The sequence below is a fragment of the Allobosea sp. WAO genome (genome assembly GCF_001509835.1).
In the GTDB taxonomy this organism is placed as follows: Bacteria; Pseudomonadota; Alphaproteobacteria; order Rhizobiales; family Beijerinckiaceae; genus Allobosea.
The window spans coordinates 409,753-430,485 of record NZ_JXTJ01000007.1; the positions used below are offsets into that span (position 1 = coordinate 409,753).

A 20,733-nucleotide genomic window follows, 5' to 3' on the forward strand; every position below is an offset into this window, starting at 1 on the left:
GGTCAGGCACTCTTCCTGGTCTTGGCAGCGGCGGCCTTCTTCGTCGACTTGCCGCTCGCTGGCTTCTTGACGGCAGACGAGGATTTGCGCGGCGCGTCGTCTTCCTCGCCGAGGCTCTTCTTCAGCGCCTCGAACAGGTTGACGACATTGGTGGGACGTTCGGCCGGCTTTGCGACCGGCGGTTTCCTGCCCTTGCGCTTGGCCTCGATCAGCGCCAGCAGCGCCTCCTCATAGCGATCCTCGAAGCCGCTCGGATCGAACTTGGCCTGCTTCTTCTCGATGATGTGCGTGGCGAGATCGACGAGTTCCGGGTCGAGCTTGCCCTTGTGCAGCCCATCGAAGACCTCGTCCGGCTGGCGCACGGTCTTGTCGTAGCGCAGCGTGGTCAGCAGCAGCCCTTTGTCGAAGGGCTCGATCATCACCGGCCGCTCGCGGCGATAGAGCACGATGCGGGCAATACCGGCCTTCTTCTGCTTGGCCATCGCCTCGCGGATCACCGCGAAGGCCTCTTCCGAGACCTCGTCGGAGGGGCTGAGATAATAGGGCTGGTCGAAATAGACCTGCGGGATCGCGGCGCGATCGACGAATTGCTCGATGGAGAGGGTGTGGGAACTCTCGATCTGGACGGCGTCGATCTCGTCCTCCTCGACGAGCAGGTATTCGTCGCTGCCGATCTCGTAGCCCTTGACCTCATCATCGGGATCGACCGGCTTGCCGCTGACGCTGTCGATGTACTGGCGCCGGACGGTGTTGCCCGTTTGGCGATTGATGACGCGGAAGGAGACCTTCTCGCTATGGTCGGTCGCCGAGGTCAGCTCGACGGCGCAGGAGACCAGCGAGAGCTTGAGATAACCCTTCCAAGCCGGACGCGGGGCCATCACGCCGCCCTCAGCCTTGTGGGCAGGGCTGGCGGCAGCGCGCGCAGCCAGGCCTCGGCGCGGGCGAGCTCGTCGCTGGTGACGACCGGCACGGGGTCGGCAAGGATGGCGAGCAAGACTTCGCGATCAAGTTGGCCATTAGCGATGACCTCGCGCAAGGCATCGCGGGTCTCGCGCTCCGCCAGGAGCTGGGCGCCGAGCGCGGCGATGAGGCGGTCCTTCGGCAGGTGGCGCATGATGCTGTGTCCCCCGAGTACTGGCTGGCTCAGCGTCAACCGGCGGGGCGGACCAAGGTTCCGGTGCGTGCCGCTAGCCTTTCCGGCGTTTTCGTGTATATGCCGCACCCAGCCGGCCCTAGGTGCCGGCGGCGCATCCTCTCCGCGATGAGGCGATGCGGGCTTCGGACCTTGCTGGACGACATCCCGGCCTGGCCCGCCAGATCAACATTCGAACCAAAGGAAAGCACGATGTCGATCACTGCTGAGCGCAAGACCGCGCTCGTGAAGGAACACGCCACCAAGCCGAACGACACCGGCTCGCCGGAAGTCCAGATCGCGATCCTGACGGAGCGCATCAACAATCTGACCGGCCACTTCAAGTCCCATCACAAGGACAACCATTCGCGTCGCGGCCTGCTCAAGATGGTCTCCCAGCGCCGTTCGCTGCTCGACTATCTCAAGGGCAAGAACGAAGGCCGCTATCGCACGCTGATCGAGAAGCTCGGCATCCGCCGCTGATCGCCAGATGAATTCCCGCCCGGTGCCTCGTCGCTCCGGGCGGTTCTTCAAGGGGCCGGCCGCAATGGTGCGGCATTACCCTTCTTGAATGCGGCGGCCGCATGGGGCGGCTTTCCGCATGATCCACCGGGCGTCGCCGACGCCCATGGCAGGATCGCCGAGCGCTCGGGCGCGGCTGAACTGTACGACCGAGCGTTTTGCCGTCTTGCCCATGGGCCAAAGGGCGCGGGGCGGATCGCATCCGACCGAAAGAAAATCCATGTTCGACATCCAAACCGAAGAGCTGATCTGGGGCGGGCGCAAGCTCGTGCTCGAAACCGGCAAGGTCGCCCGCCAGGCTGACGGCGCCGTGCTCGCCACCTATGGCGAGACCGTGGTTCTCGCCACCATCGTCTCGGCCAAGGAGCCGAAGCCGGGCTTCGACTTCTTCCCGCTGACCGTGAACTACCAGGAGAAGACCTTCGCAGCCGGCCGCATCCCCGGCGGCTACTTCAAGCGCGAGGGACGCCCGACCGAGAAGGAGACGTTGGTCTCGCGCCTGATCGACCGGCCGATCCGCCCGCTCTTCGCCGAAGGCTACAAGAACGACACCCAGGTGATCTGCACCGTGCTGCAGCATGATCTGGAGAACGATCCCGACATCGTCGCCATGGTCGCGGCCTCCGCCGCCCTGACGCTTTCCGGCGTGCCCTTCATGGGCCCGGTCGGCGCTGCCCGCGTCGGTTATTTCGACGGCGCCTACAAGCTCAACCCGCTGATCGACGAAGTGAAGGAATCGGCGCTCGACCTCGTCGTCGCCGGCACGCAGGACGCCGTCCTGATGGTCGAGTCGGAGGCCAAGGAGCTCTCCGAGGAGATCATGCTCGGCGCCGTGATGTTCGGCCACAAGCACTTCCAGCCGGTGATCGACGCGATCATCCGCCTGGCCGAGAAGGCCGCCAAGGAGCCGCGCGACTACGTGCCGGCCGACAACTCGGTCGTGCTCGACGCTGTCCTCAAGCTGGTCGATGCCGACCTGCGCGCCGCCTACAAGATCACCACCAAGGCCGAGCGCTACAAGGCGATCGACGCCGCCAAGGCCAAGGTCCAGGCCCTCGTCTCGGCCGAGCCGGACGGCACGACGACCTTCACCAAGGAGCAGGTCGGCGGCCAGTTCAAGGAAGCCCAGGCCAAGGTCGTGCGCTGGAACATCCTCGACGACGGCATCCGCATCGACGGGCGCGACGTCAAGACGGTGCGCAAGATCGTCGCCGAAGCCGGCATCCTGCCGCGCACCCACGGTTCTTCGCTGTTCACCCGCGGCGAGACCCAGGCGCTGGTCGTGACCACGCTCGGCACCGGCGATGACGAGCAGTTCATCGACTCGCTGGAAGGCACCTACAAGGAAACCTTCCTGCTGCACTACAACTTCCCGCCCTATTCGGTCGGCGAGACCGGCCGCATGGGTTCGCCCGGCCGCCGCGAGATCGGCCATGGCAAGCTCGCCTGGCGCGCCATCCGCCCGATGCTCCCGGCCAAGGCGGAGTTCCCCTACACGATCCGCGTCGTCTCGGAGATCACCGAGTCGAACGGCTCCTCCTCGATGGCCACCGTCTGCGGCACCTCGCTGGCGCTGATGGATGCCGGCGTGCCGCTGAAGGCGCCGGTCGCGGGCATCGCCATGGGCCTGATCCTGGAAGGCGAGCGCTTTGCGGTGCTCTCCGACATCCTCGGTGACGAGGACCATCTCGGCGACATGGACTTCAAGGTCGCCGGCACCGCCGCGGGCATCACCTCGCTGCAGATGGACATCAAGATCGCGGGCATCACCGAGGAGATCATGAAGGTCGCCCTCGGCCAGGCCAAGGGCGGTCGCGACCACATCCTCGGCGAGATGAGCAAGGCGCTGTCCGCCTCGCGCACCCAGCTCGGCGAGTATGCCCCGCGCATCGAGACGATGAAGATCCCGGTCGACAAGATCCGCGAAGTCATCGGCTCCGGCGGCAAGGTCATCCGCGAGATCGTCGAGAAGACCGGCGCCAAGGTCAACATCGAAGACGACGGCACCATCAAGATCGCCTCGGCCGACGGCAAGTCGATCGAAGCCGCGATCAAGTGGATCAAGTCGATCGTTTCCGAGGCCGAGCCGGGCATGATCTATGACGGCACCGTCGTGAAGATCATGGAGTTCGGCGCCTTCGTGAACTTCTTCGGCGCCAAGGACGGTCTCGTCCACATCTCCGAGCTCGCCGCCCAGCGCGTCCAGAAGGTCTCGGACGTCGTCAAGGAAGGCGACAAGGTCAAGGTCAAGTTCCTCGGCCAGGACGATCGCGGCAAGATCCGCCTCTCGATGAAGGTCGTCGACCAGCAGACCGGCGAGGACATCACCGAGAAGCTGAAGGCCGCCCGCGATGCCGAGAAGAGCCGCGAGAAGCAGCAGGCCGAGTAAGGTCTGAAGCGCCTCGAAGCGTTTCACGTGAATCAGGACGCCCCCCGCATCGCAGGATGCGGGGGGCGTTTTCTTTTGGCGATTTCTCTGGTGCGACGCAGCGAACTCAAATAGTCTAGACTTATCTGCCTCGGAGACCGGCATGACCGCCCACCGCATCACCTCGCTGGACCAGCTCGCCTCGCTCTATCCGAACCCGGTCGCACCGGCCTCGCTCCTCAAGGAGATCGATCACGTCGACGCGAACTATGCGGCGCTGATCGCCGCCTCGCCGTTTTTCGTGCTCGCAACCAATGGTCCGGATGGGCTGGATTGCTCGCCGCGCGGCGATCTGCCGGGCTTTGTCACGGTCAGCGACGCCAAAACGCTGCTGATTCCCGATCGAAGAGGCAATAACCGTCTGGATTCGCTCAAGAATATCCTGTTCGACGATCGAATCGGAATGCTCTTTCTGGTCCCCGGCTACGGCGAAACCCTGCGCGTCAACGGCACTGCGACGCTTTCGAGCGATCCCGAGCTGTGCGCGCGCTTCAACATGGCCGGCAAGCTGCCCGCCTGCGTCATGGTCGTCTCGGTGGAGTCGGTCTACTTCCAGTGCTCACGGGCAGTCGTCCGGGCCGATCTCTGGAACCCGGCGGTGCAGGTCGACAAGCGCAGCCTGCCGAGCGCCGGCACAATGCTGCGCGAGATCACGGCGCGGGCGCCGGCGGTCGAGACCTTCGATGGCGAGGCTTATGACAAGGCACTGCCGGAGCGCGTCAAGGCGACGTTGTACTGAGCACCGTTTAATAGCCGCGCCGTCATGCTCGCCCTTGTGGCGAGCATCCACGTCTTGGACACCGGACACGGGCATTGAAGTGAAGGCGTGTATGGTCGGGACAAGCCCGACCATGACGAAAGAGGCGAAGCTTCGACCCTACTCCAAGCCCCCCACCGCCGCCTCGACCGCCTCGACGATCGCGCCGGAGCGGACCAGCGCCGTCGCCTGGTTCATCTCGGCCGCGTACCAGCGATCGCCGTCGAGCGCGGGCGGGATCGTCTCGCGCACCGCGTCCAGCGCCGCCTGCGTGCCCTTGCCGAGCGGATGGTCCTTGGCGGTCTCGGCGATCAGCGACAGCGCCTGGCAAGCCATCAGGATCTCGCCGGCGATGATCATCTCGACATTCTCGACCACGGTGCGAGCCTTGCGGCCGCACCAGGTCGAGTTCGAGACGTGATCCTCGGCGTTCGACTTGCCGGGGATCGAATCGACCGAGCCCGGCGAAGACAAAGTGCGGTTCTCCATCACCAACGCCGAGAGCGAACACTGCACGGTGGCAAAGCCGGTATTCAGCCCGCGCTTGCCCGCGAGCAGGTTGCGCGGCAGGCCGTAGCTCAGCGTCGGGTCGATCAGCCGGGCGAGCCGGCGTTCGCAGATCGAGCCGAGATCGGTCATCGAGATCGCCAGCAGATCCATCGCCTGGGCCACATACTGGCCGTGGAAATGGCCGCCGGAGATCACCTCGTAGCCGCCGCCATACGGAAAGATCAGCGGGTTGTCGGTGGCCGAGTTGGTCTCGGTCGCGATGATGCGGGAGACATAGTCGAGCGCCTCGCGCGCCGGTCCGTGGACCTGCGGGGCGCAGCGCAGCGAGTAGACATCCTGCACACGCGGCGCCGGCGGCTTGCCGGGCGTGCGGCCGATCTCGTCGGGATAGATCGTCTCGCGCGCCGAGGCCGAGCAGCGCTTCGAGCCTTGCGTCAGCTTCAGCACATTGCGCGCGACCAGCGCCTGGCCGGGATGCGGGCGCGCCGCATGGACGCGCGGGTCGAAGGCGGCGAGCTCTCCGCGCATCGCCTCGAGCGAGAGCGTAAGGCCGATATCGGCCGCCTTGATCAGACGCCTGGCGTCTTCGGTCGCAAGCACGCCGAGGGCGAGCGAGACGGTCGAGCCGTTGATCAGCGCCGAGGCATCCTTGGCGTCGAGCGGGAAATCAGGAGCGAGACCGGCCTTGGCCAGCGCCTCGCGCGCCGGCATACGCTTGCCCTTGTAGAGCGCCTCGGCCTCCGCGAAGCCGCAGACCGCGGCCGCCATATGGGCGAGCGGGGCGAGATCGCCGGAGGCGCCGACCGAGCCCTTCTGCGGGATCACCGGGTGGACCCCGGCATTGAGGCAGACGAGCAGCCGCTCGACCAGCTCGACCTGCGGGCCGGAATAGTTCGAGGCGAAGGCGTTGGCACGCAGCAGCATGGTGGCGCGCGTGACGTCCTCGGCGAACGGCTCGCCGACGCCGGTTGCATGGGCATAGACGCTCTTGCGCTGATATTCGGTCATCTCCGACATCAGCACACGCTGGTCCTTGAACAGGCCGACACCGGTGTTGAAGGAATACATGAACGGCGCCTCGTCGTTCATGAAGTTCGCGTCGATATGCGCTCGCGTCGCGGCGATGGCGGCGCGGGCGGCAGGGGCGAGGCTCGCCTTCTCATAGCGGCCGGAGGCTCCGGGCCGCGCCACGCGCACCACCTGCTTGCCCTTCAGCGTGCGTCCATCGATCGTTACGGCCATGGCCTGTCCCCGTTTCAGTTGATCCCGATCTAGAACCGGATCGCAGGAAATGGGAAGCTGTTAGCGGTCCGGTGTCGGCGCTTGCGCGCGCTTTCCCAGGCCGGCCCGCGACATTGCTGCGCCTTTACCTGCGGCGCGCAATGCACAATGAAGGCGGCGCAGGAGGTTGCGATGGATTTCGAGAGCTTTTTCCGCGAGGAGCTGAGCCAGCTCCGCAAGGAGGGCCGCTACCGGGTCTTCGCCGATCTGGAACGCTGCGCCGGACGGTTTCCGCGCGCGATATTCCATGGCGGCGGCGGGCCGCGCGAGGTCACCGTCTGGTGTTCGAACGATTATCTCGGCATGGGCCAGCACCCGGTGGTGCTGAAGGCCATGCACGAGGCGATCGACGGCTGCGGCGCCGGCACCGGCGGCACGCGCAACATCGCCGGCACCAATCACTACCATGTCCTCCTGGAGCGCGAGCTCGCCGACCTGCACGGCAAGGAAGGCGCGCTGCTGTTCAACTCCGGCTACATGTCGAACTGGGCTTCGCTCTCGACACTGGCCTCGCGCATTCCGGGCTGCATCGTCCTGACCGATGCACTCAACCACGCCTCGATGATCGAGGGCATCCGGCATTCGCGCGCCGACAAGGCGATCTTCGCCCATAACGATGCCGCCGATCTGCGCCGCAAGCTGCAGGCGATGGACCCGGCCCGTCCGAAGCTGATCGCCTTCGAATCCGTCTACTCGATGGATGGCGACATCGCCCCGGTCGCCGATTTCTGCGACATCGCCGAGGAATTCGGGGCAATGACCTATATCGACGAAGTCCACGCCGTCGGCCTTTACGGCCCCCGCGGCGGCGGCATCAGCGAGCGCGACGGCCTGAGCCATCGGCTCGACCTGATCGAGGGCACGCTGGCAAAATCCTTCAGCGTGATGGGCGGCTACATCACCGGCTCGGCAGCGCTCTGCGATTATCTACGCAGCTTCGCCTCCGGCTTCATCTTCTCGAGCTCGCTGCCGCCGACGCTCGCCGCCGGCGCGCTCGCCGCGATCCGGCATCTCAAGACGAGCTCGGTCGAGCGCGACCGCCAGCGGGACCGGGTTCAGACCCTGCGCCGGCGCCTCGACGAGGCCGGCATCCCGCATCTGCCGAACCCCAGCCATATCGTGCCGGTGATGGTCGGAGACGCCGTGCGCTGCAAGCAGATCAGCGACGAGATGCTCGAGCGCTTTTCGATCTACGTCCAGCCGATCAACTACCCGACCGTGCCGCGCGGTACCGAAAGGCTGCGGATCACGCCGACGCCGCTGCATTCGGACGAGGATATCGAGACCCTGGTGCAGGCGCTGAGCACGATCTGGGGCGCGCTCGGATTGCAGCGCGCCGCCTGAACGGCAGGAGCTTCCGAAATGACAAAGCCCGGGCCTTGCGGCCCGGGCTTTTTCTTGTCGTCGCAGGTCCGGCGGTCGTGCCGGACGAACCTCTTCAGAGCAGGCCGTTGTTGCCGGCGAGCGTCTTCAGGCCGACATCCGGCCGGGCGCCGACATGGCTGATGATCTCAGCCGCGGCGAGGGCGCCGAGACGCAGGCAGTCGCGGGTCTCGCGGCCCGAGGTCAGGCCGAACAGGAAGCCCGCGGCGAAGAGATCGCCGGCGCCGGTCGCATCGACCAGGCGCTCGATCGGGAAGACCGGTTCGGCGACGATGCCTTCAGGCGTGACCGCAAGTGCGCCGTTCTCCGAGCGGGTGACGACGGCGAGCACGTTCTCGGCGCGCAGGCCGGCCAGCGCCGTATCGAAATCCGAGGTCTCGTAGAGGCTCTTCAGCTCGTGCTCGTTGGCGAAGACGAGATCGACCATGCGGTTGCGCACCAGGCCCAGGAACTCGCTGCGATAACGGTCGACGCAGAAGGAATCCGAGAGCGTGATGGCGACGCGTCCGCCGGCCTTGTGGGCGATCTCGGAGGCCTTGCGGAAGGCGTCCTTGGCCGCCGGCGGATCCCAGAGATAGCCTTCGAGATAGACGATGTCGGCGTTCTCGACCGCAGCGGGGTCGACATCCGCCGGGGACAGGCCCTGGCAGGCGCCGAGATAGGTGTTCATCGTGCGCTCGCCATCGGGCGTCACGATGATGAAGGAGCGCGCCGTCGCCGGCCCGTCGGTCGCAGCCGCCGTATCGAAGGCGACGCCGAGCGAGGTCAGGTCATGCCGGTAGAGGCCGCCGAGCTGGTCGGCCTTGACCTTGCCGATGAAGGCGCCCTTGCCGCCGAAAGAGGCGAGGCCGGCAATGGTGTTGGCGGCCGACCCGCCGGAAATGACCTTGCCGGGCCCCATGGCGGCGTAGAGCGCCTCGGCCCGTGCCTCGTCGATCAGGGCCATCGAGCCCTTCACCAGCCCGTGGCCCGTGAGGAAGTCCTCCTCGGCCGTGGCGATGACGTCGATAATGGCATTGCCGAGAGCGAGCACGTCGTAGCGCTTGGAGGTCATGAGGCGTTCCGGAAGTTGAAGGATGGGCGGGCGTGTCGCATTGAGCGCAGGTCCGGTCAAGCACCGCCGCGGCGGCGGGCGGCACTGTCGAGGATCGAGGCCAGCGCGGCGAGATCGGACGGGCCGAGCCATTCGATCTCGCGGGCGAGCCGGTTGGCGAACAGGGTCGCTTCCGGTTCCAGCCCGGCGGTGTCGACGGTGACGCGCGGATGCGAGAGATCGGCGAGCCGGATCAGCTCGTCGGCCTCGTCCCAGATGATGCCGAGGACATGGATCGCACCCTGGATCAGGGTGAAGGTCGGCTGGCCGCGCTTGCCGTGCTCCAGTGCCGAGAGATAGGCCGGGGTGACACCGAGGGCGTGTGCCATCTGCGCCAGGGTGACGCCGCGCGCGGCACGCAGTTCCCGGACCCGGCGGCCATAGGGCGTCATGATTGCGGTCCGCGGGGACGGCGCAGGCGGATATAGAGCGCGCCCGAACCGCCATGGCGCTGCTCGGCCTCGTCGAAGCCGAGCACGAGCGGGCGCAGATCGGCGAGGCTGAGCCAATGCGGGACGTTGCGGCGCAGGACGCCGCGTTCCGACCCGAAGGCAAAATCGCCGGCGCCGCCCTTGCCGGTCACCACCAGGACGAGCTTGGCTCCGCGCATCTGCTGGACGCGCAGAAAGCCGCGCAGGGCGGCATGTGCCTCGTCCTGGCGCATGCCGTGAAGATCGATCGCCGCCTCGACGCTCTGCTGGCCGCGGCGCAGCTGGGTACGCAGCCGCCTTTCCAGCGGCGCGAGCGGCGGAGGGGCGGGTTTCGCCGTGATTGCCTTTGGCGCGGCCACGGCCGGCGCCCGCCGCGGTGGCTCGGGCTGGAGCACGGGGATCTCGGGCTCGGGCTCCGCCTCGACCGGCTTGCGACCGGCGAGCGGCGTCACCGTGCGCGCGACCTGGCGCCAGAGCGCGATCTCGGCCTCGGACAGCAATTTGCCACGGCGGCGCGGCATCGCCTCAGCGCTCCCGCCCGCGCGGCCAGAGCACGATCAGGTCGAAGGAATGGCGGATCAGGCCCGCGCGATGGCCCGCTTCCGCACCGGAACCAACGAACAGGTCGATCCGGGCCGGGCCGAGGATGGCCGAGCCGGTATCCTGCGCCAGCACGAAGCGCGACAGCGCTTCCGAACCACCCGTCCCGTCAGGAATCTCGCCGGCGATCCAGGCCGGCGTGCCATAGGGCCAGACCGTGCGGTCGACGGCGATGCTGCGCAATGGTGTCAGCGGCAGGCCGGCAGCGCCGATCGGCCCGGATTCGGGCGGGAGATCGTCGCGGCGGGCGAAGAAGACGAAGGAACGGTTGAGCCGGATCAGTTCGCGGGCAAAACCGGCATCGGCCTTCAACCGTGCGATCAGCCGGTCCATGGTCATCTCTGCCGGCGGGATGTTCTCGCGGCGGCTGAGCTCGCGGCCGAGCGAGGTGTAGGGATGGCCGTTGCGGCCGGCATAGACCAGCCGGGTGACCTTGCCGTCCGGCAGGCGGATCCGGCCGGAGCCCTGGACCTGCAGCACGAAACGGTCGACCGGATCACGCATCCAGAGAATTTCCAGACCCTGGCCGTCCAGCGCGCCATCCTCGATCGCGGCGCGATCTGGGAACACTTCGAGGCCGCGCTTGCCGCGCCGGGCCGAGGACAAAGCCGGGTCGAAACCGGGCCAGTCATCGCCAGGCATCTTGGTGACGAGGTCGGCGGGGCGGCCGTAGAGCGGCGTCGGGAAGGCGGCGCTCTGCGTCAGCGAGCCCTCGAACTCCGGCTCGAAATAGCCGGTCATGAAGCCGCGCGACGTCTCGGCCGGGCGGACCCGCCAGAAGGCGAAGCGATCCTCGAAGAACTTTCGGGCAGTCGCCCGGTCGGGCTCGCCGGCCTTCAGCAGGGCGGCAGCCTCGGCGCAGAGCGTGGACAGACCGGGCGGAGGCCTGACGCCCTGGCGTAGCGGCGGATCGGTCTCGCAGCCCTGAGCGAAGAGACGCAGCACCACACGATGGTCGTCCTGCGTCCAGCCGGCGATCTCGCCGGCCATGACGGGCTCGATGCGGGCGCCGGCGGGAACGGGTGGGGCGCTGGCCGTCACTGCCGATACGCCTGCGGCCCAGAGCCCCAGAACGAGACCGGCGGCACGGATCACGCGGCCGATTCGGTCGCGACCAGCAGCCAGTTCGGATCGCGGCTGCCGAGCTGACGCGAGAAGGTCCAGACGTCGTTGACCTCGGAGACGCTGTCGGCGCTGCCGTCGACGACATTGCCCTGCGCATCGCGGACGACGCTGATCAGCTGGGAGACGAAGGCGATGGTGACCTGAGCGGTCTTGCCCTTGACGTCGACGGCAGTGATCTCGGCCTTGTCGATCGAGACGAAGTTCGACTCGGCCTTCTCGCCGCGCTTTTCGCGTTCGCTGATCGCCTGCTCGAAGCCTTCATAGACTTCCTTGGCGAGCAGACCCTTCAGCATCTTGCGATCGCCGCGGGCGAAGGCGGTGACGATCGTCTCATAGGCGGCCTTGGCACCGCCGAGGAAGCCGCGCGGATCGAAGCCGGGCTCCTGACGAGCGATCTCCTCGATGCCGGCAATGATCGGCGAGCCAGCCGGAGCGATGTCCTTCCAGCGGTCGGCAGCGGGCACTTCATCGGCGGTCGGATCATTGGCCGCGCCGGGCAGGCGAATGACATTGTCGCGGCGCGCATCGCCCTGCGGCGCCTGGTCGGGCCGCAGCGGCGGCGTTTCGCGTCGCTGGAACGGGTCGGTCGGCGGCTTTTCATGCCCGGTCTTCTGGCCGAGCACGGAACGCAGCTTCCAGGCGACGAAAACCGCCAGGGCCAGGAAGACCAGTGTCGTCATATCGAGATTTTGCATCGACGGCTGATCCGAACCTTGAAAGACATCTTCGCCAGCGGGCGCACGGCCATTGCACCACACCCCGGCGGGATATGGTGACTGAGGCTCGTAACATCCACCCCCCGGCTGCGACAAGCATTCTCAGAGAGCCTTAGCTTGTGCCGGCACGGCCGCCATGATAGCCGACGCGAGTCCGGCGCTCGCGGCACGGCGGACAGTTTCCGCCAAAGTGCGGAGTTTCCGTCAGGGCCGCCTAGAAGACGATGGGACCGATGGCCAACGAAAACGGCAATGGCGCGGGCGACGCCAACCAGCAGGGGCCGAGCCTCAACACGCTGGTCCAGTACATCAAGGACTTCTCCTTCGAGAACCCGAACGCGCCGCGCTCGCTCACCGGCCAGCAGCAGCAGGGTCCGCAGATCGGCCTGCAGGTCAACGTCACCGCGAACGCAGTGGGCGAGACCGAGTTCGAAGCGATCCTGACCCTGGAAGGCAAGGCGACCGCCAACAACGAGACGCTGTTCGCCTTCGAGCTGAGCTATGCGGGCGTGTTCCGTATCCTCGGCGTGCCGCAGGAGCAGCTGCATGCGGTGGTGATGATCGACTGCCCCCGCCTGCTTTTCCCCTTCGCGCGCCAGATCGTCGCCGATGCCGTGCGCAATGGTGGCTTCCCGCCGCTCTACATCGATCCGATCGATTTTGCGGCGCTCTATCGCCAGCGGCTCGAGGAGCTGCAGAGCCAGCAGCCGGCGGCTGGAACGCCGGCCTCCTGAGTGGCAAGCACACAGGAACTGCTACGAAAAGAGCCCGGAAGGGCTCTTTTTTTGTGACCAGCGTGCGGATTGCGCCTTGCAACGGCGCTCGGGCCGCCCATCTCGGCATGACCGAAGCGCCTTCCGTCCCGGAAGGCCCGGTTCAAAATCTTGCCGGAGTTTCTATGGACGCCCTGATGATACTAGCCGCCGATCCCACTGTCTGGGCGGCTCTCGGGGCGCTGATCGCAATGGAGGTCGTGCTCGGCATCGACAACCTGATCTTCATCTCGATCCTGACCAACAAGCTCCCGGAACATCAGCGCTCGCGCGGCCGCAAGATCGGCATCGGTCTGGCACTGATCCTGCGCCTCGCCCTCCTCTCGACCGTCGCCATCATCGTCCAGCTCACCACCCCGATATTCTCGGTGTTCGGCAAGGCCTTCTCCTGGCGCGACATCATCCTGATCGCCGGCGGCCTGTTCCTGGTCTGGAAGGCGACGAAGGAAATCCACCACAAGGTCGACCCCAATCACGGGCCCGACATGTTCGAGGGCGGCTCGGCCGCCGCGGTGACCTTCGGCGGCGTGATCTTCCAGATCCTGCTGCTCGACCTCGTCTTCTCGATCGACAGCATCATCACCGCGGTCGGCATGACCGATCACATCCCGGTGATGGTCATCGCCGTCGTCGTTGCGGTGCTGGTCATGCTGCTTGCTGCCGACCCGCTGGCGCGCTTCATCGACAAGAACCCGACCATCGTGATGCTGGCGCTCGGCTTCCTCCTGATGATCGGCGGCACGCTGATCGGCGAAGGCTTCGGCGCCCATGTGCCCAAGGGCTACATCTACGCCGCCATGGCCTTCTCGGCCCTGATCGAAGGCCTCAACATGCTCTCGCGCCGGGCCGACCGGCGCAAGGGAAGCTGAGGCCTCGCCTCACCCTTCCTCGGCCAGGCCGAGATAGCCGCGCCAGAGTGGCGCGGCCTTGAACTTGCCGACAAAGGCCTCGTGCGCCGCGCGCTCCTCATCCGAGAGCCGCGGCGCCAAGGGGCGCACCCTGACCGGCCGCTCGATGGCGGCGGCCGGACCGGCGCCCGGCCTTCCGGCCAGTTCCGAACCCAGGCCGAGACTGGTCTGCTTGCCGCCGATCAGCTCGATATAGACTTCAGCCAGAATTTCGGAATCGAGTAGCGCGCCGTGCTTGGTGCGGCGGCTGTTGTCGATGCCATAGCGCGAGCAGAGCGCATCGAGGCTGTTGCTGGCGCCGGGATGCTTGCGCCGTGCCATGGCGAGCGTGTCGACCACAAGCGCCGGAACGATTGGCGGCATGCCGAGCCGGCCGAACTCCATGTTGATGAAGCCGACGTCGAAGGCGGCGTTGTGAATGACCAGCTTGGCATCCGCGATGAAGGCAGCGAATTCGCCCGCGACGGCCGCGAAGACCGGCTTGTCGGAGAGGAACGCCTCGGACAGCCCGTGCACCCTGAAGGCACCGTCCGGCATGTTCCGCTCGGGATTGATGTAGATGTGATAGTTGCGGCCGGTCGGGCAATGGTTGACGAGCTCGACGCAGCCGATCTCGACGATGCGGTCGCCCTTCAGTGGTTCGACGCCGGTGGTCTCGGTATCGAGAACGATCTCGCGCACGTTCAGCCTCTCCGCTCGCCGCGGCCGGGACGGCCGGCCAAGGCCACGAGGATAGAATGGACCTGCCGCCGCGCCGCCAGAAGGCCGCGCGAGGTGTCCACAAGGAAGTGGGCGCGCCGGCGCTTCTCAACATCCGGCATCTGCCGGGCGAGGATCGCCTCTAGCTTGTCCTCGGTGATGCCGGGCCGGGCGAGCACCCTGGCACGCTGGACCTCGGCCGGAGCGGTGACGACGACGACGGCGTCGCAGCGACCCTCACCGCCGGTCTCGAACAGCAAGGGTATGTCGAGGACAGCGACGTCCGCCCCATCCTTGCGGCACTGCGCCAGGAAGGCCAGCTCCTCGCCCCGGACCAGCGGATGGATGATCGCCTCGAGGCGGGCCAGTGCCTCCAGCCTGCCGAGCACGGCGGCGGAGAGCTTCGTCCGGTCGACCACGCCATCGACGACAACACCCGGAAAGGCTGCCTCGATCTCGGGAGCGGCGGCACCGGAATAGAGCCGGTGCACGGCCTGATCGGCATCGTAGACCGGCACACCCTCGGCACGGAACATCTCCGAGGTCGTCGATTTGCCCATGCCGATCGAACCGGTCAGTCCAAGCAGAAAGGTCATGCGCCCGCCTCCGCTATGCCGCCGGGATGTCGGCTTCCAGCCGGGCCCGCAGCGCCGGCGTCACCTGCGGCCGCACGCCGAACCAGCGTTCGAAGCCGGGGATCGCCTGATGCAATAGCATGCCGAGACCGTCGACAGGCAGGCCGCCACGAGCCCGCGCCTCGGCGAGCAAAGCGGTCTCCAGCGGCACGTAGACGATGTCGTCGACGATCGTTCCCAGCCGCAGGCCGGCAAGATCGAGTTCGAGCGGCGGCTGGCCCTGCATGCCGAGCGAAGTGGTGTTGACGATGAGATCGCTCTCCGCGACCAGCCCGTCGGCCTCGTCCCAGCGGCGCGCCTCGACATTTGCGCCGAAATCCGCAGCGAGTTCCTGAGCCCGCGCCGGACTGCGATTGACCAGGATGATACGGCCGACGCCGCGCTCGGCGAGACCATGTACGACGGCACGGGCCGCACCGCCGGCACCGAGAATCAAAGCCGTCCCGACCCGGCTGTCCCAGCCAGGCGCGGAACCGTCGAGATGGGCGAGGAAGCCGAAGGCGTCGGTATTGTCGCCATGAAGCTTTCCGCCCTCTATCCAGATCGTGTTGACCGCGCCCATGCGCCGCGCGGTCTCGCTGACATGGTCGAGCAGCGGCAGCACCGCCTCCTTGTTCGGCACGGTGACATTGCCGCCGGCGAATTCTCCCGAACGGATACGGTCGAGGAAGGCAGCGACCTCGCCCGGCGGCACGTCGACGCGCTCATAGCTGCCTGCCAGGCCATGCTCGGCAAGCCAATGGCCATGAATCATGGGCGAACGCGAATGGGCGACGGGATGGCCGATGATGAAGCAGCGTGTCATGGGTCGGAGCCGTTGGTTCAGGCAAGAAGCTCGAGTTCGCGCAAAGCCGCGAGCAAGTCGAGCAGGGGCAAGCCGAGAATGGTGAAATGGTCGCCGTCGATGCCGCTGAACAATTGCGCACCGAGGCCTTCGATCTGATAGCCGCCGACGCTCGCGGTCGCCGCCGGGCCGGCCTCGGTGACATAGCGCTCTATGAAGCCGGCATCGAGCTCCCGCATGAACATGCCGACCTGCCGGCTTCCGTTGCGGATGACGACGCCGTCGCGAGCCAATGCGAAGGCGGAGGTGAGTTCATGACGCTTGCCGGACAGCGCGGCGATCTGCAGCAGGGCGGCATTTTCGTCGGCCGGCTTGTGGAAGGCGATGCCTTCGCAGGTCAGGGTCTGGTCGGCGCCGAGCACCCAGCGACCCGGCATGCCCCGCGAGACGGCGAGGGCCTTGGCGGCGGCGAGCGTCGCGGCGACGCCGGACGCCTCGCCTCCCCCGTCGAGGAAGTCCGCCTCGAAGGCACGCTCGTCGACTTCGGGCCGGATGGCCTCGATCGGCAGGCCAGCATTCTCCAGCATGCTGCGCCGCGTCGCGCTCCCGGACGCCAGGACCAGGGCCGCGCCGCCACGCCAGAAGGAACCGGAAGCGCTCACGTCGCGATAAACTTCAGGCGATGGTCGCGCAGCAGGTCGAGGATCGCCGCGGCAGTCTCCTCGATCGAACGACGGGTGACGTCGATGACCGGCCAGCCTTTGCGGGCGCAGAGCCTACGTGACTGGGCGATCTCATCGGCCACCGCATCGGGATCAACATAGGGTGTCTCGTCGTCGGCCCGCATCGAGAGCAGGCGGTTCTGGCGGATCTGGATGATGCGCTCGGCGCTGGCGACGAGGCCGACGATCAGCGGTTTCTTGAGACGCTCAAGCTCCGACGGCAGCGGAACATGCGGCACCAGCGGGACATTGGCGGTCTTGATGCCGCGATTGGCGAGATAGATGCTGGTCGGGGTCTTCGACGTCCGGCTGATGCCGACGAGGATGACATCGGCGCTTTCGAGATCGCCGCCGAGCTGCCCGTCATCATGCATCAGCGTGTAGTTCATCGCGTCGATGCGGCGGAAATACTCGGCGTTGAGGACGTGTTGCGCGCCGGGACGGGTCGCCGAGGCCTGGCCGAGATAGGACTGGAACAGCGAGAGCACGGGTTGCAGCACCGAGAGGCAGGGGCAGCCGATCTCCCGGCAGAAGCTCTCGAGGCGTTCGGCCCATTCCGGTTCGACGAGGGTGTAGAGCACGACGCCGGGCGAAGATTCGATCTCGGCGAGCACCCGCGAAAGCTGGTTCTCGGAGCGGACCAGCGGATAGACATGCTCAATCGCCGACACCGCCTCGTATTGCGCCGCGGCGGCGCGACTCACCGCGATCAGGGTTTCACCGGTCGCGTCGGAGACCAGATGCAGGTGAAAATAATTGCGCGGCACGACTGCTCCCAGCCTCGTCAGGCCCCTGAGGCTTCTGGTCTAGCGCGCGAAGAGGTCTATGGGAATCGCCTGCGGACGGGGAAGGCCCGCGAATCAGCCCTGGGGAAGGCTGGGGACAAGTCGGGCTTTACGCAGAGCGTCCGGATGACCCCGGGATAACCGGCGTTTTCCCTCAACAGGCGTGCCTGTGTGGACAAGAACCGGATGTTTCACGTGAATCATTTCGAGGCGCGGCATCGCAGCGCACGTCAACGCCGATTACCATTCGTTAAGAAGCTCTTAACGGATCGGCAGTCAGCCTGACACCTCCGACCCCGAGCCCGGACAGGCTGTGGATCGGTTGTGGATGGGATTGTGCCGGGCTATGTCCGGGGCCCCAAGAGTCAAAACAAAAGACTCTCAAAGTTTAAAGATTCTCTTAAGGCCGGTGGGTGGACCGCCGCCGAGGGCAAGCGAGCACTATGACCACCTCCCTTTTCCTGCGTGCACTCTCTGGCGAAAAGACGGCGATTCCTCCGCTCTGGCTGATGCGCCAGGCCGGGCGCTATCTGCCGGAGTATCGCGAGGTCCGGGCAAAGGCCGGTGGCTTCCTCGATCTCTGCTACAACCCCGCCTTCGCAACCGAGGTCACCTTGCAGCCGATCCGGCGGTTCGGCTTCGACGCGGCGATCCTGTTCTCGGACATTCTGGTCGTGCCACACGCGCTCGGCCAGAAGGTCTGGTTCGCAGAGGGCGAGGGCCCGAAGCTGGAAGCCCTCAGCGATGCGGGTGACCTTGCAAGGCTTGACGAGGAACTCGATCTGGAACGGCTCGCGCCGGTGTTCGAGACGGTCGAGCGCGTCCGGGCGGCTCTGCCCGCCGAGATCGCGCTGATCGGCTTCTGCGGCGCGCCCTGGACCGTGGCGAGCTATATGCTGGCCGGCAAGGGCACACCCGACCAGGCTCCCGCCAGGCTCGTCGCCTATAACGATCCGGTCTTCCTCGACCGTTTGATCGAGCGGCTGGTCGAGGCCTCGATCGTCTATCTCAACCGCCAGATCGATGCCGGCGCCCAGGTAGTACAGGTCTTCGAGAGCTTCGCCAGCGCCCTGCCGCCGAGCCTGATAGAGAAGCTCTCCTTCGCGCCGCTGCGCCGGATCGCCGCCGGCGTGAAGGCGAAGCATCCGCAGGCCAAGGTGATCCTGTTCGCGCGCGGCGCCGGGCCGCGGCTGGAAGGGCTGGCGCAATGCAGCGGCGCCGACGGGATCGGCCTCGACTGGGGTGTCGACCCTCGCTGGGCTGCGGCTACGCTCAATCCCGAAGTGACGCTGCAGGGCAATCTCGACCCGCTGGCACTGATCGCCGGCGGCGAGGCGCTGCGACATGATGTTGCGGCGATCCGCGAGGCGATGTCGGAGCGGCCCTTTATCTTCAACCTCGGCCATGGCATCCAGCCGCAGACCCCGGTCGCTCATGTCGAGCAGCTGGTGAAGCTGGTTCGTTCCTAAGGATTAGCCGCCGTGAGCTATGAGTGGATCAAGGCCTTCCACGTGATGGCGATCATCGCCTGGATGGCGGGCATGCTCTATCTGCCGCGCCTGATGGTCTACCATGCCGAGGCGCAGGTCGGCTCGATCCAGTCCGAGACGTTCAAGATCATGGAACGGCGGCTGCTGAAGGGGATCATCAACCCGTCGATGACCCTGGCCTGGATCCTCGGCCTCTACCTCGCCTGGAGCGGCTTCGCGTTCAAGGGCGGCTGGCTGCACGGCAAGCTCCTGCTCGCCCTCGTGCTGTCGGGCATCCATGGCTATCTCGTCGGCCGGGTCCGTGCCTTCGCGCAGGACCGAAATGACAAGTCGGCGCGCTTCTACCGGATCCTCAACGAGGTCCCGGCGGTGATCATGGCGGCAATCGTCATTCTCGTGATCGTCAAGCCGTTCTGAACCACGCTCGCGGTTTCCCGCTTGAGCGACGCTGGGAAAGCAGCTATCAGAAGTTGCGCTTTCTGTTTGCGTCCTTCCTCTCGTCGACGGCTCGTGCCACGGCTGCTCCCGCAGGCGACCACGACATTCCGACATGCGGGCCACCGGCCCCATCCCGTCGATTCCCTCCTCTGCCTCCGCCCGAGGCTCCCCGCCCGGGCCGTTAACACCCAGACCCAGGTGCCCCATGCGGGAAATCAAACTCCACGAACTCAAGGTCAAATCGCCGACTGAACTGCTTGCCTTCGCCGAAGGCATGGAGGTCGAGAATGCGAGCACGATGCGCAAGCAGGAGCTCATGTTCGCGATCCTGAAGCAGCTCGCGGCAAAGGAAACCGAAATCCTCGGCGAAGGCGTCGTCGAGGTCCTGCAGGATGGCTTCGGCTTCCTGCGCTCCTCCGATTCAAACTACCTGCCGGGCCCGGACGACATCTACGTCTCGCCCTCGCAGATCCGGAAGTTCGGCCTCCGCACCGGCGACACGGTCGAAGGCCCGATCCGGGGACCCAAGGATGGCGAGCGCTATTTCGCCCTGCTGAAGGTCAACACGATCAATTTCGAGGATCCCGAGAAGATCCGGCACAAGATCCATTTCGACAACCTGACGCCGCTCTATCCCGACGAGCGGCTGCGGCTCGAAGTGCAGGATCCGACCAAGAAGGATTTCTCGCCGCGCGTCATCGACATCGTCGCGCCGATCGGCAAGGGCCAGCGCGCCCTGATCGTCGCGCCGCCGCGCACCGGCAAGACCGTGCTGCTGCAGAACATCGCGCAGTCGATCACCACCAACCATCCCGAGTGCTACCTGATCGTTCTCCTGATCGACGAGCGGCCCGAGGAAGTCACGGACATGCAGCGTTCGGTGAAGGGCGAGGTCGTGTCATCGACCTTCGACGAGCCGGCCACCCGCCACGTCCAGGTCGCGGAAATGGTGATCGAGAAGGCGAAGCGCCTGGTCGAGCACGGCCGCGACGTCGTCATCCTGTTGGATTCGATCACCCGTCTCGGCCGCGCCTACAACACCGTCGTGCCGTCCTCCGGCAAGGTGCTGACCGGCGGTGTCGACGCCAACGCCCTGCAGCGGCCGAAGCGCTTCTTCGGCGCCGCCCGCAATATCGAGGAAGGTGGCTCGCTGACCATCGTCGCGACCGCGCTGATCGATACCGGCAGCCGCATGGACGAAGTCATCTTCGAGGAGTTCAAGGGCACCGGTAACTCGGAAATCGTGCTCGACCGCAAGGTGGCCGACAAGCGCATCTTCCCGGCGATCGACATCCTCAAGTCCGGCACCCGCAAGGAAGAGCTCATCACGCCGCGCTCGGACCTGCAGAAGACCTATGTGCTGCGGCGCATCCTCAACCCAATGGGTCCGCAGGACGCGATCGAGTTCCTGATCGACAAGCTGCGCCAGACCAAGCAGAACTCCGAGTTCTTCGACTCGATGAACACCTGACCGGCGTTCATCGTCGCAGCGGAATGCAGAGGCCCCGGCTCTATGCCGGG

Annotated in this window: 22 protein-coding genes; 9 read left to right on the forward strand and 13 right to left on the reverse strand. The window is 66.3% G+C overall.

Annotated features, from left to right (window positions below):
* Nucleotides 1-2: 2 nt before the first annotated feature.
* The gene (locus DK26_RS14345; RefSeq protein WP_066473503.1) at nucleotides 3-878 is read right to left on the reverse strand and encodes a Ku protein; all 876 of its coding nucleotides are present in this window, start codon (nucleotides 876-878) and stop codon (nucleotides 3-5) included.
* Nucleotides 878-1,114: a hypothetical protein gene (locus tag DK26_RS14350; RefSeq protein ID WP_066473505.1), complete on the reverse strand. Its 237-nt coding sequence runs from the start codon at nucleotides 1,112-1,114 to the stop codon at nucleotides 878-880. Before DK26_RS14350 ends, DK26_RS14345 begins: the two co-directional genes overlap by 1 nt.
* Before the next feature lie 231 nt (nucleotides 1,115-1,345).
* Here DK26_RS14350 and rpsO point away from each other — a divergent pair, with 231 nt between their 5' ends.
* The 3 genes from rpsO to DK26_RS14365 all read left to right on the forward strand — a co-directional run bounded on the left by rpsO (nucleotide 1,346) and on the right by DK26_RS14365 (nucleotide 4,821).
* Nucleotides 1,346-1,615, forward strand: coding sequence for a 30S ribosomal protein S15 (gene rpsO, locus DK26_RS14355; RefSeq protein ID WP_066473509.1), 270 nt, complete (start codon nucleotides 1,346-1,348; stop codon nucleotides 1,613-1,615).
* A gap of 259 nt (nucleotides 1,616-1,874) precedes the next feature.
* Complete coding sequence (gene pnp / locus DK26_RS14360) at nucleotides 1,875-4,043, forward strand: polyribonucleotide nucleotidyltransferase (RefSeq protein WP_066473511.1); 2,169 nt, start codon at nucleotides 1,875-1,877, stop codon at nucleotides 4,041-4,043.
* Nucleotides 4,044-4,185: 142 nt separating this feature from the next.
* The gene (locus DK26_RS14365; protein ID WP_066473514.1) at nucleotides 4,186-4,821 is read left to right on the forward strand and encodes a pyridoxamine 5'-phosphate oxidase family protein; all 636 of its coding nucleotides are present in this window, start codon (nucleotides 4,186-4,188) and stop codon (nucleotides 4,819-4,821) included.
* Nucleotides 4,822-4,959: 138 nt separating this feature from the next.
* Here the strand turns inward: DK26_RS14365 and DK26_RS14370 are convergent, their stop codons facing one another.
* Nucleotides 4,960-6,591 (reverse strand): aromatic amino acid ammonia-lyase, encoded by a 1,632-nt coding sequence (locus DK26_RS14370; RefSeq protein WP_066473522.1) that lies wholly within the window; start codon nucleotides 6,589-6,591, stop codon nucleotides 4,960-4,962.
* A 171-nt stretch (nucleotides 6,592-6,762) separates the two neighbouring features.
* On the opposite strand from DK26_RS14370, the gene hemA reads away from it, so the two are divergent.
* Complete coding sequence (gene hemA / locus DK26_RS14375) at nucleotides 6,763-7,974, forward strand: 5-aminolevulinate synthase (protein ID WP_066473853.1); 1,212 nt, start codon at nucleotides 6,763-6,765, stop codon at nucleotides 7,972-7,974.
* A gap of 94 nt (nucleotides 7,975-8,068) precedes the next feature.
* Here hemA and DK26_RS14380 read toward each other — a convergent pair whose 3' ends face one another.
* From DK26_RS14380 to DK26_RS14400, 5 genes are read right to left on the reverse strand one after another with little or no spacing between them, the layout of a single operon-like run.
* Nucleotides 8,069-9,067 (reverse strand): adenosine kinase, encoded by a 999-nt coding sequence (locus tag DK26_RS14380; RefSeq protein WP_066473524.1) that lies wholly within the window; start codon nucleotides 9,065-9,067, stop codon nucleotides 8,069-8,071.
* A 56-nt stretch (nucleotides 9,068-9,123) separates the two neighbouring features.
* The gene (locus tag DK26_RS14385) at nucleotides 9,124-9,498 is read right to left on the reverse strand and encodes a helix-turn-helix domain-containing protein (RefSeq protein WP_066473526.1); all 375 of its coding nucleotides are present in this window, start codon (nucleotides 9,496-9,498) and stop codon (nucleotides 9,124-9,126) included.
* A complete protein-coding gene (locus DK26_RS14390; RefSeq protein ID WP_066473528.1) occupies nucleotides 9,495-10,058 on the reverse strand; it encodes a Smr/MutS family protein in 564 nt (187 codons plus the stop codon). Before DK26_RS14390 ends, DK26_RS14385 begins: the two co-directional genes overlap by 4 nt.
* A gap of 4 nt (nucleotides 10,059-10,062) precedes the next feature.
* A complete protein-coding gene (locus DK26_RS14395) occupies nucleotides 10,063-11,232 on the reverse strand; it encodes an MltA domain-containing protein (protein WP_157089651.1) in 1,170 nt (389 codons plus the stop codon).
* Nucleotides 11,229-11,957, reverse strand: a complete 729-nt coding sequence (locus DK26_RS14400) for a Tim44/TimA family putative adaptor protein (RefSeq protein ID WP_066473531.1) — start codon at nucleotides 11,955-11,957, stop codon at nucleotides 11,229-11,231. The genes DK26_RS14395 and DK26_RS14400 overlap by 4 nt, the downstream gene beginning before the upstream one ends.
* A gap of 254 nt (nucleotides 11,958-12,211) precedes the next feature.
* Between DK26_RS14400 and secB the strand changes: the two genes are divergently transcribed.
* Both secB and DK26_RS14410 read left to right on the forward strand, forming a co-directional pair.
* Entirely contained in the window at nucleotides 12,212-12,712 is a 501-nt protein-coding gene (gene secB / locus DK26_RS14405) for a protein-export chaperone SecB (RefSeq protein WP_248309969.1), read from the forward strand.
* A 164-nt stretch (nucleotides 12,713-12,876) separates the two neighbouring features.
* On the forward strand, nucleotides 12,877-13,620 hold the full coding sequence (locus tag DK26_RS14410) for a TerC family protein (protein WP_066473535.1): 744 nt from the start codon (nucleotides 12,877-12,879) through the stop codon (nucleotides 13,618-13,620).
* Nucleotides 13,621-13,629: 9 nt separating this feature from the next.
* Here DK26_RS14410 and dnaQ read toward each other — a convergent pair whose 3' ends face one another.
* From dnaQ to DK26_RS14435, 5 genes are read right to left on the reverse strand one after another with little or no spacing between them, the layout of a single operon-like run.
* Nucleotides 13,630-14,340 carry a DNA polymerase III subunit epsilon gene (gene dnaQ / locus DK26_RS14415; RefSeq protein WP_066473537.1) on the reverse strand — a complete coding sequence of 237 codons (711 nt, stop codon included), beginning with the start codon at nucleotides 14,338-14,340 and terminating at the stop codon, nucleotides 13,630-13,632.
* Nucleotides 14,341-14,342: 2 nt separating this feature from the next.
* Nucleotides 14,343-14,954 (reverse strand): dephospho-CoA kinase, encoded by a 612-nt coding sequence (coaE, locus tag DK26_RS14420; protein WP_066473541.1) that lies wholly within the window; start codon nucleotides 14,952-14,954, stop codon nucleotides 14,343-14,345.
* 13 nt (nucleotides 14,955-14,967) lie between these two features.
* Entirely contained in the window at nucleotides 14,968-15,798 is an 831-nt protein-coding gene (locus DK26_RS14425) for a shikimate dehydrogenase (protein ID WP_066473544.1), read from the reverse strand.
* A gap of 17 nt (nucleotides 15,799-15,815) precedes the next feature.
* Nucleotides 15,816-16,439 (reverse strand): Maf family protein, encoded by a 624-nt coding sequence (locus tag DK26_RS14430; RefSeq protein WP_066473547.1) that lies wholly within the window; start codon nucleotides 16,437-16,439, stop codon nucleotides 15,816-15,818.
* Nucleotides 16,436-17,266, reverse strand: a complete 831-nt coding sequence (locus tag DK26_RS14435; protein ID WP_066473548.1) for a pyruvate, water dikinase regulatory protein — start codon at nucleotides 17,264-17,266, stop codon at nucleotides 16,436-16,438. Before DK26_RS14435 ends, DK26_RS14430 begins: the two co-directional genes overlap by 4 nt.
* 461 nt (nucleotides 17,267-17,727) lie before the next feature.
* On the opposite strand from DK26_RS14435, the gene hemE reads away from it, so the two are divergent.
* The 3 genes from hemE (at nucleotide 17,728) to rho (ending at nucleotide 20,683) form a co-directional block, all read left to right on the forward strand.
* Entirely contained in the window at nucleotides 17,728-18,753 is a 1,026-nt protein-coding gene (hemE, locus tag DK26_RS14440; protein ID WP_066473549.1) for a uroporphyrinogen decarboxylase, read from the forward strand.
* A 12-nt stretch (nucleotides 18,754-18,765) separates the two neighbouring features.
* Nucleotides 18,766-19,191: a protoporphyrinogen oxidase HemJ gene (gene hemJ / locus DK26_RS14445; protein ID WP_066473550.1), complete on the forward strand. Its 426-nt coding sequence runs from the start codon at nucleotides 18,766-18,768 to the stop codon at nucleotides 19,189-19,191.
* A 226-nt stretch (nucleotides 19,192-19,417) separates the two neighbouring features.
* Entirely contained in the window at nucleotides 19,418-20,683 is a 1,266-nt protein-coding gene (gene rho / locus DK26_RS14450; RefSeq protein ID WP_066473551.1) for a transcription termination factor Rho, read from the forward strand.
* Nucleotides 20,684-20,733: the final 50 nt, after the last annotated feature.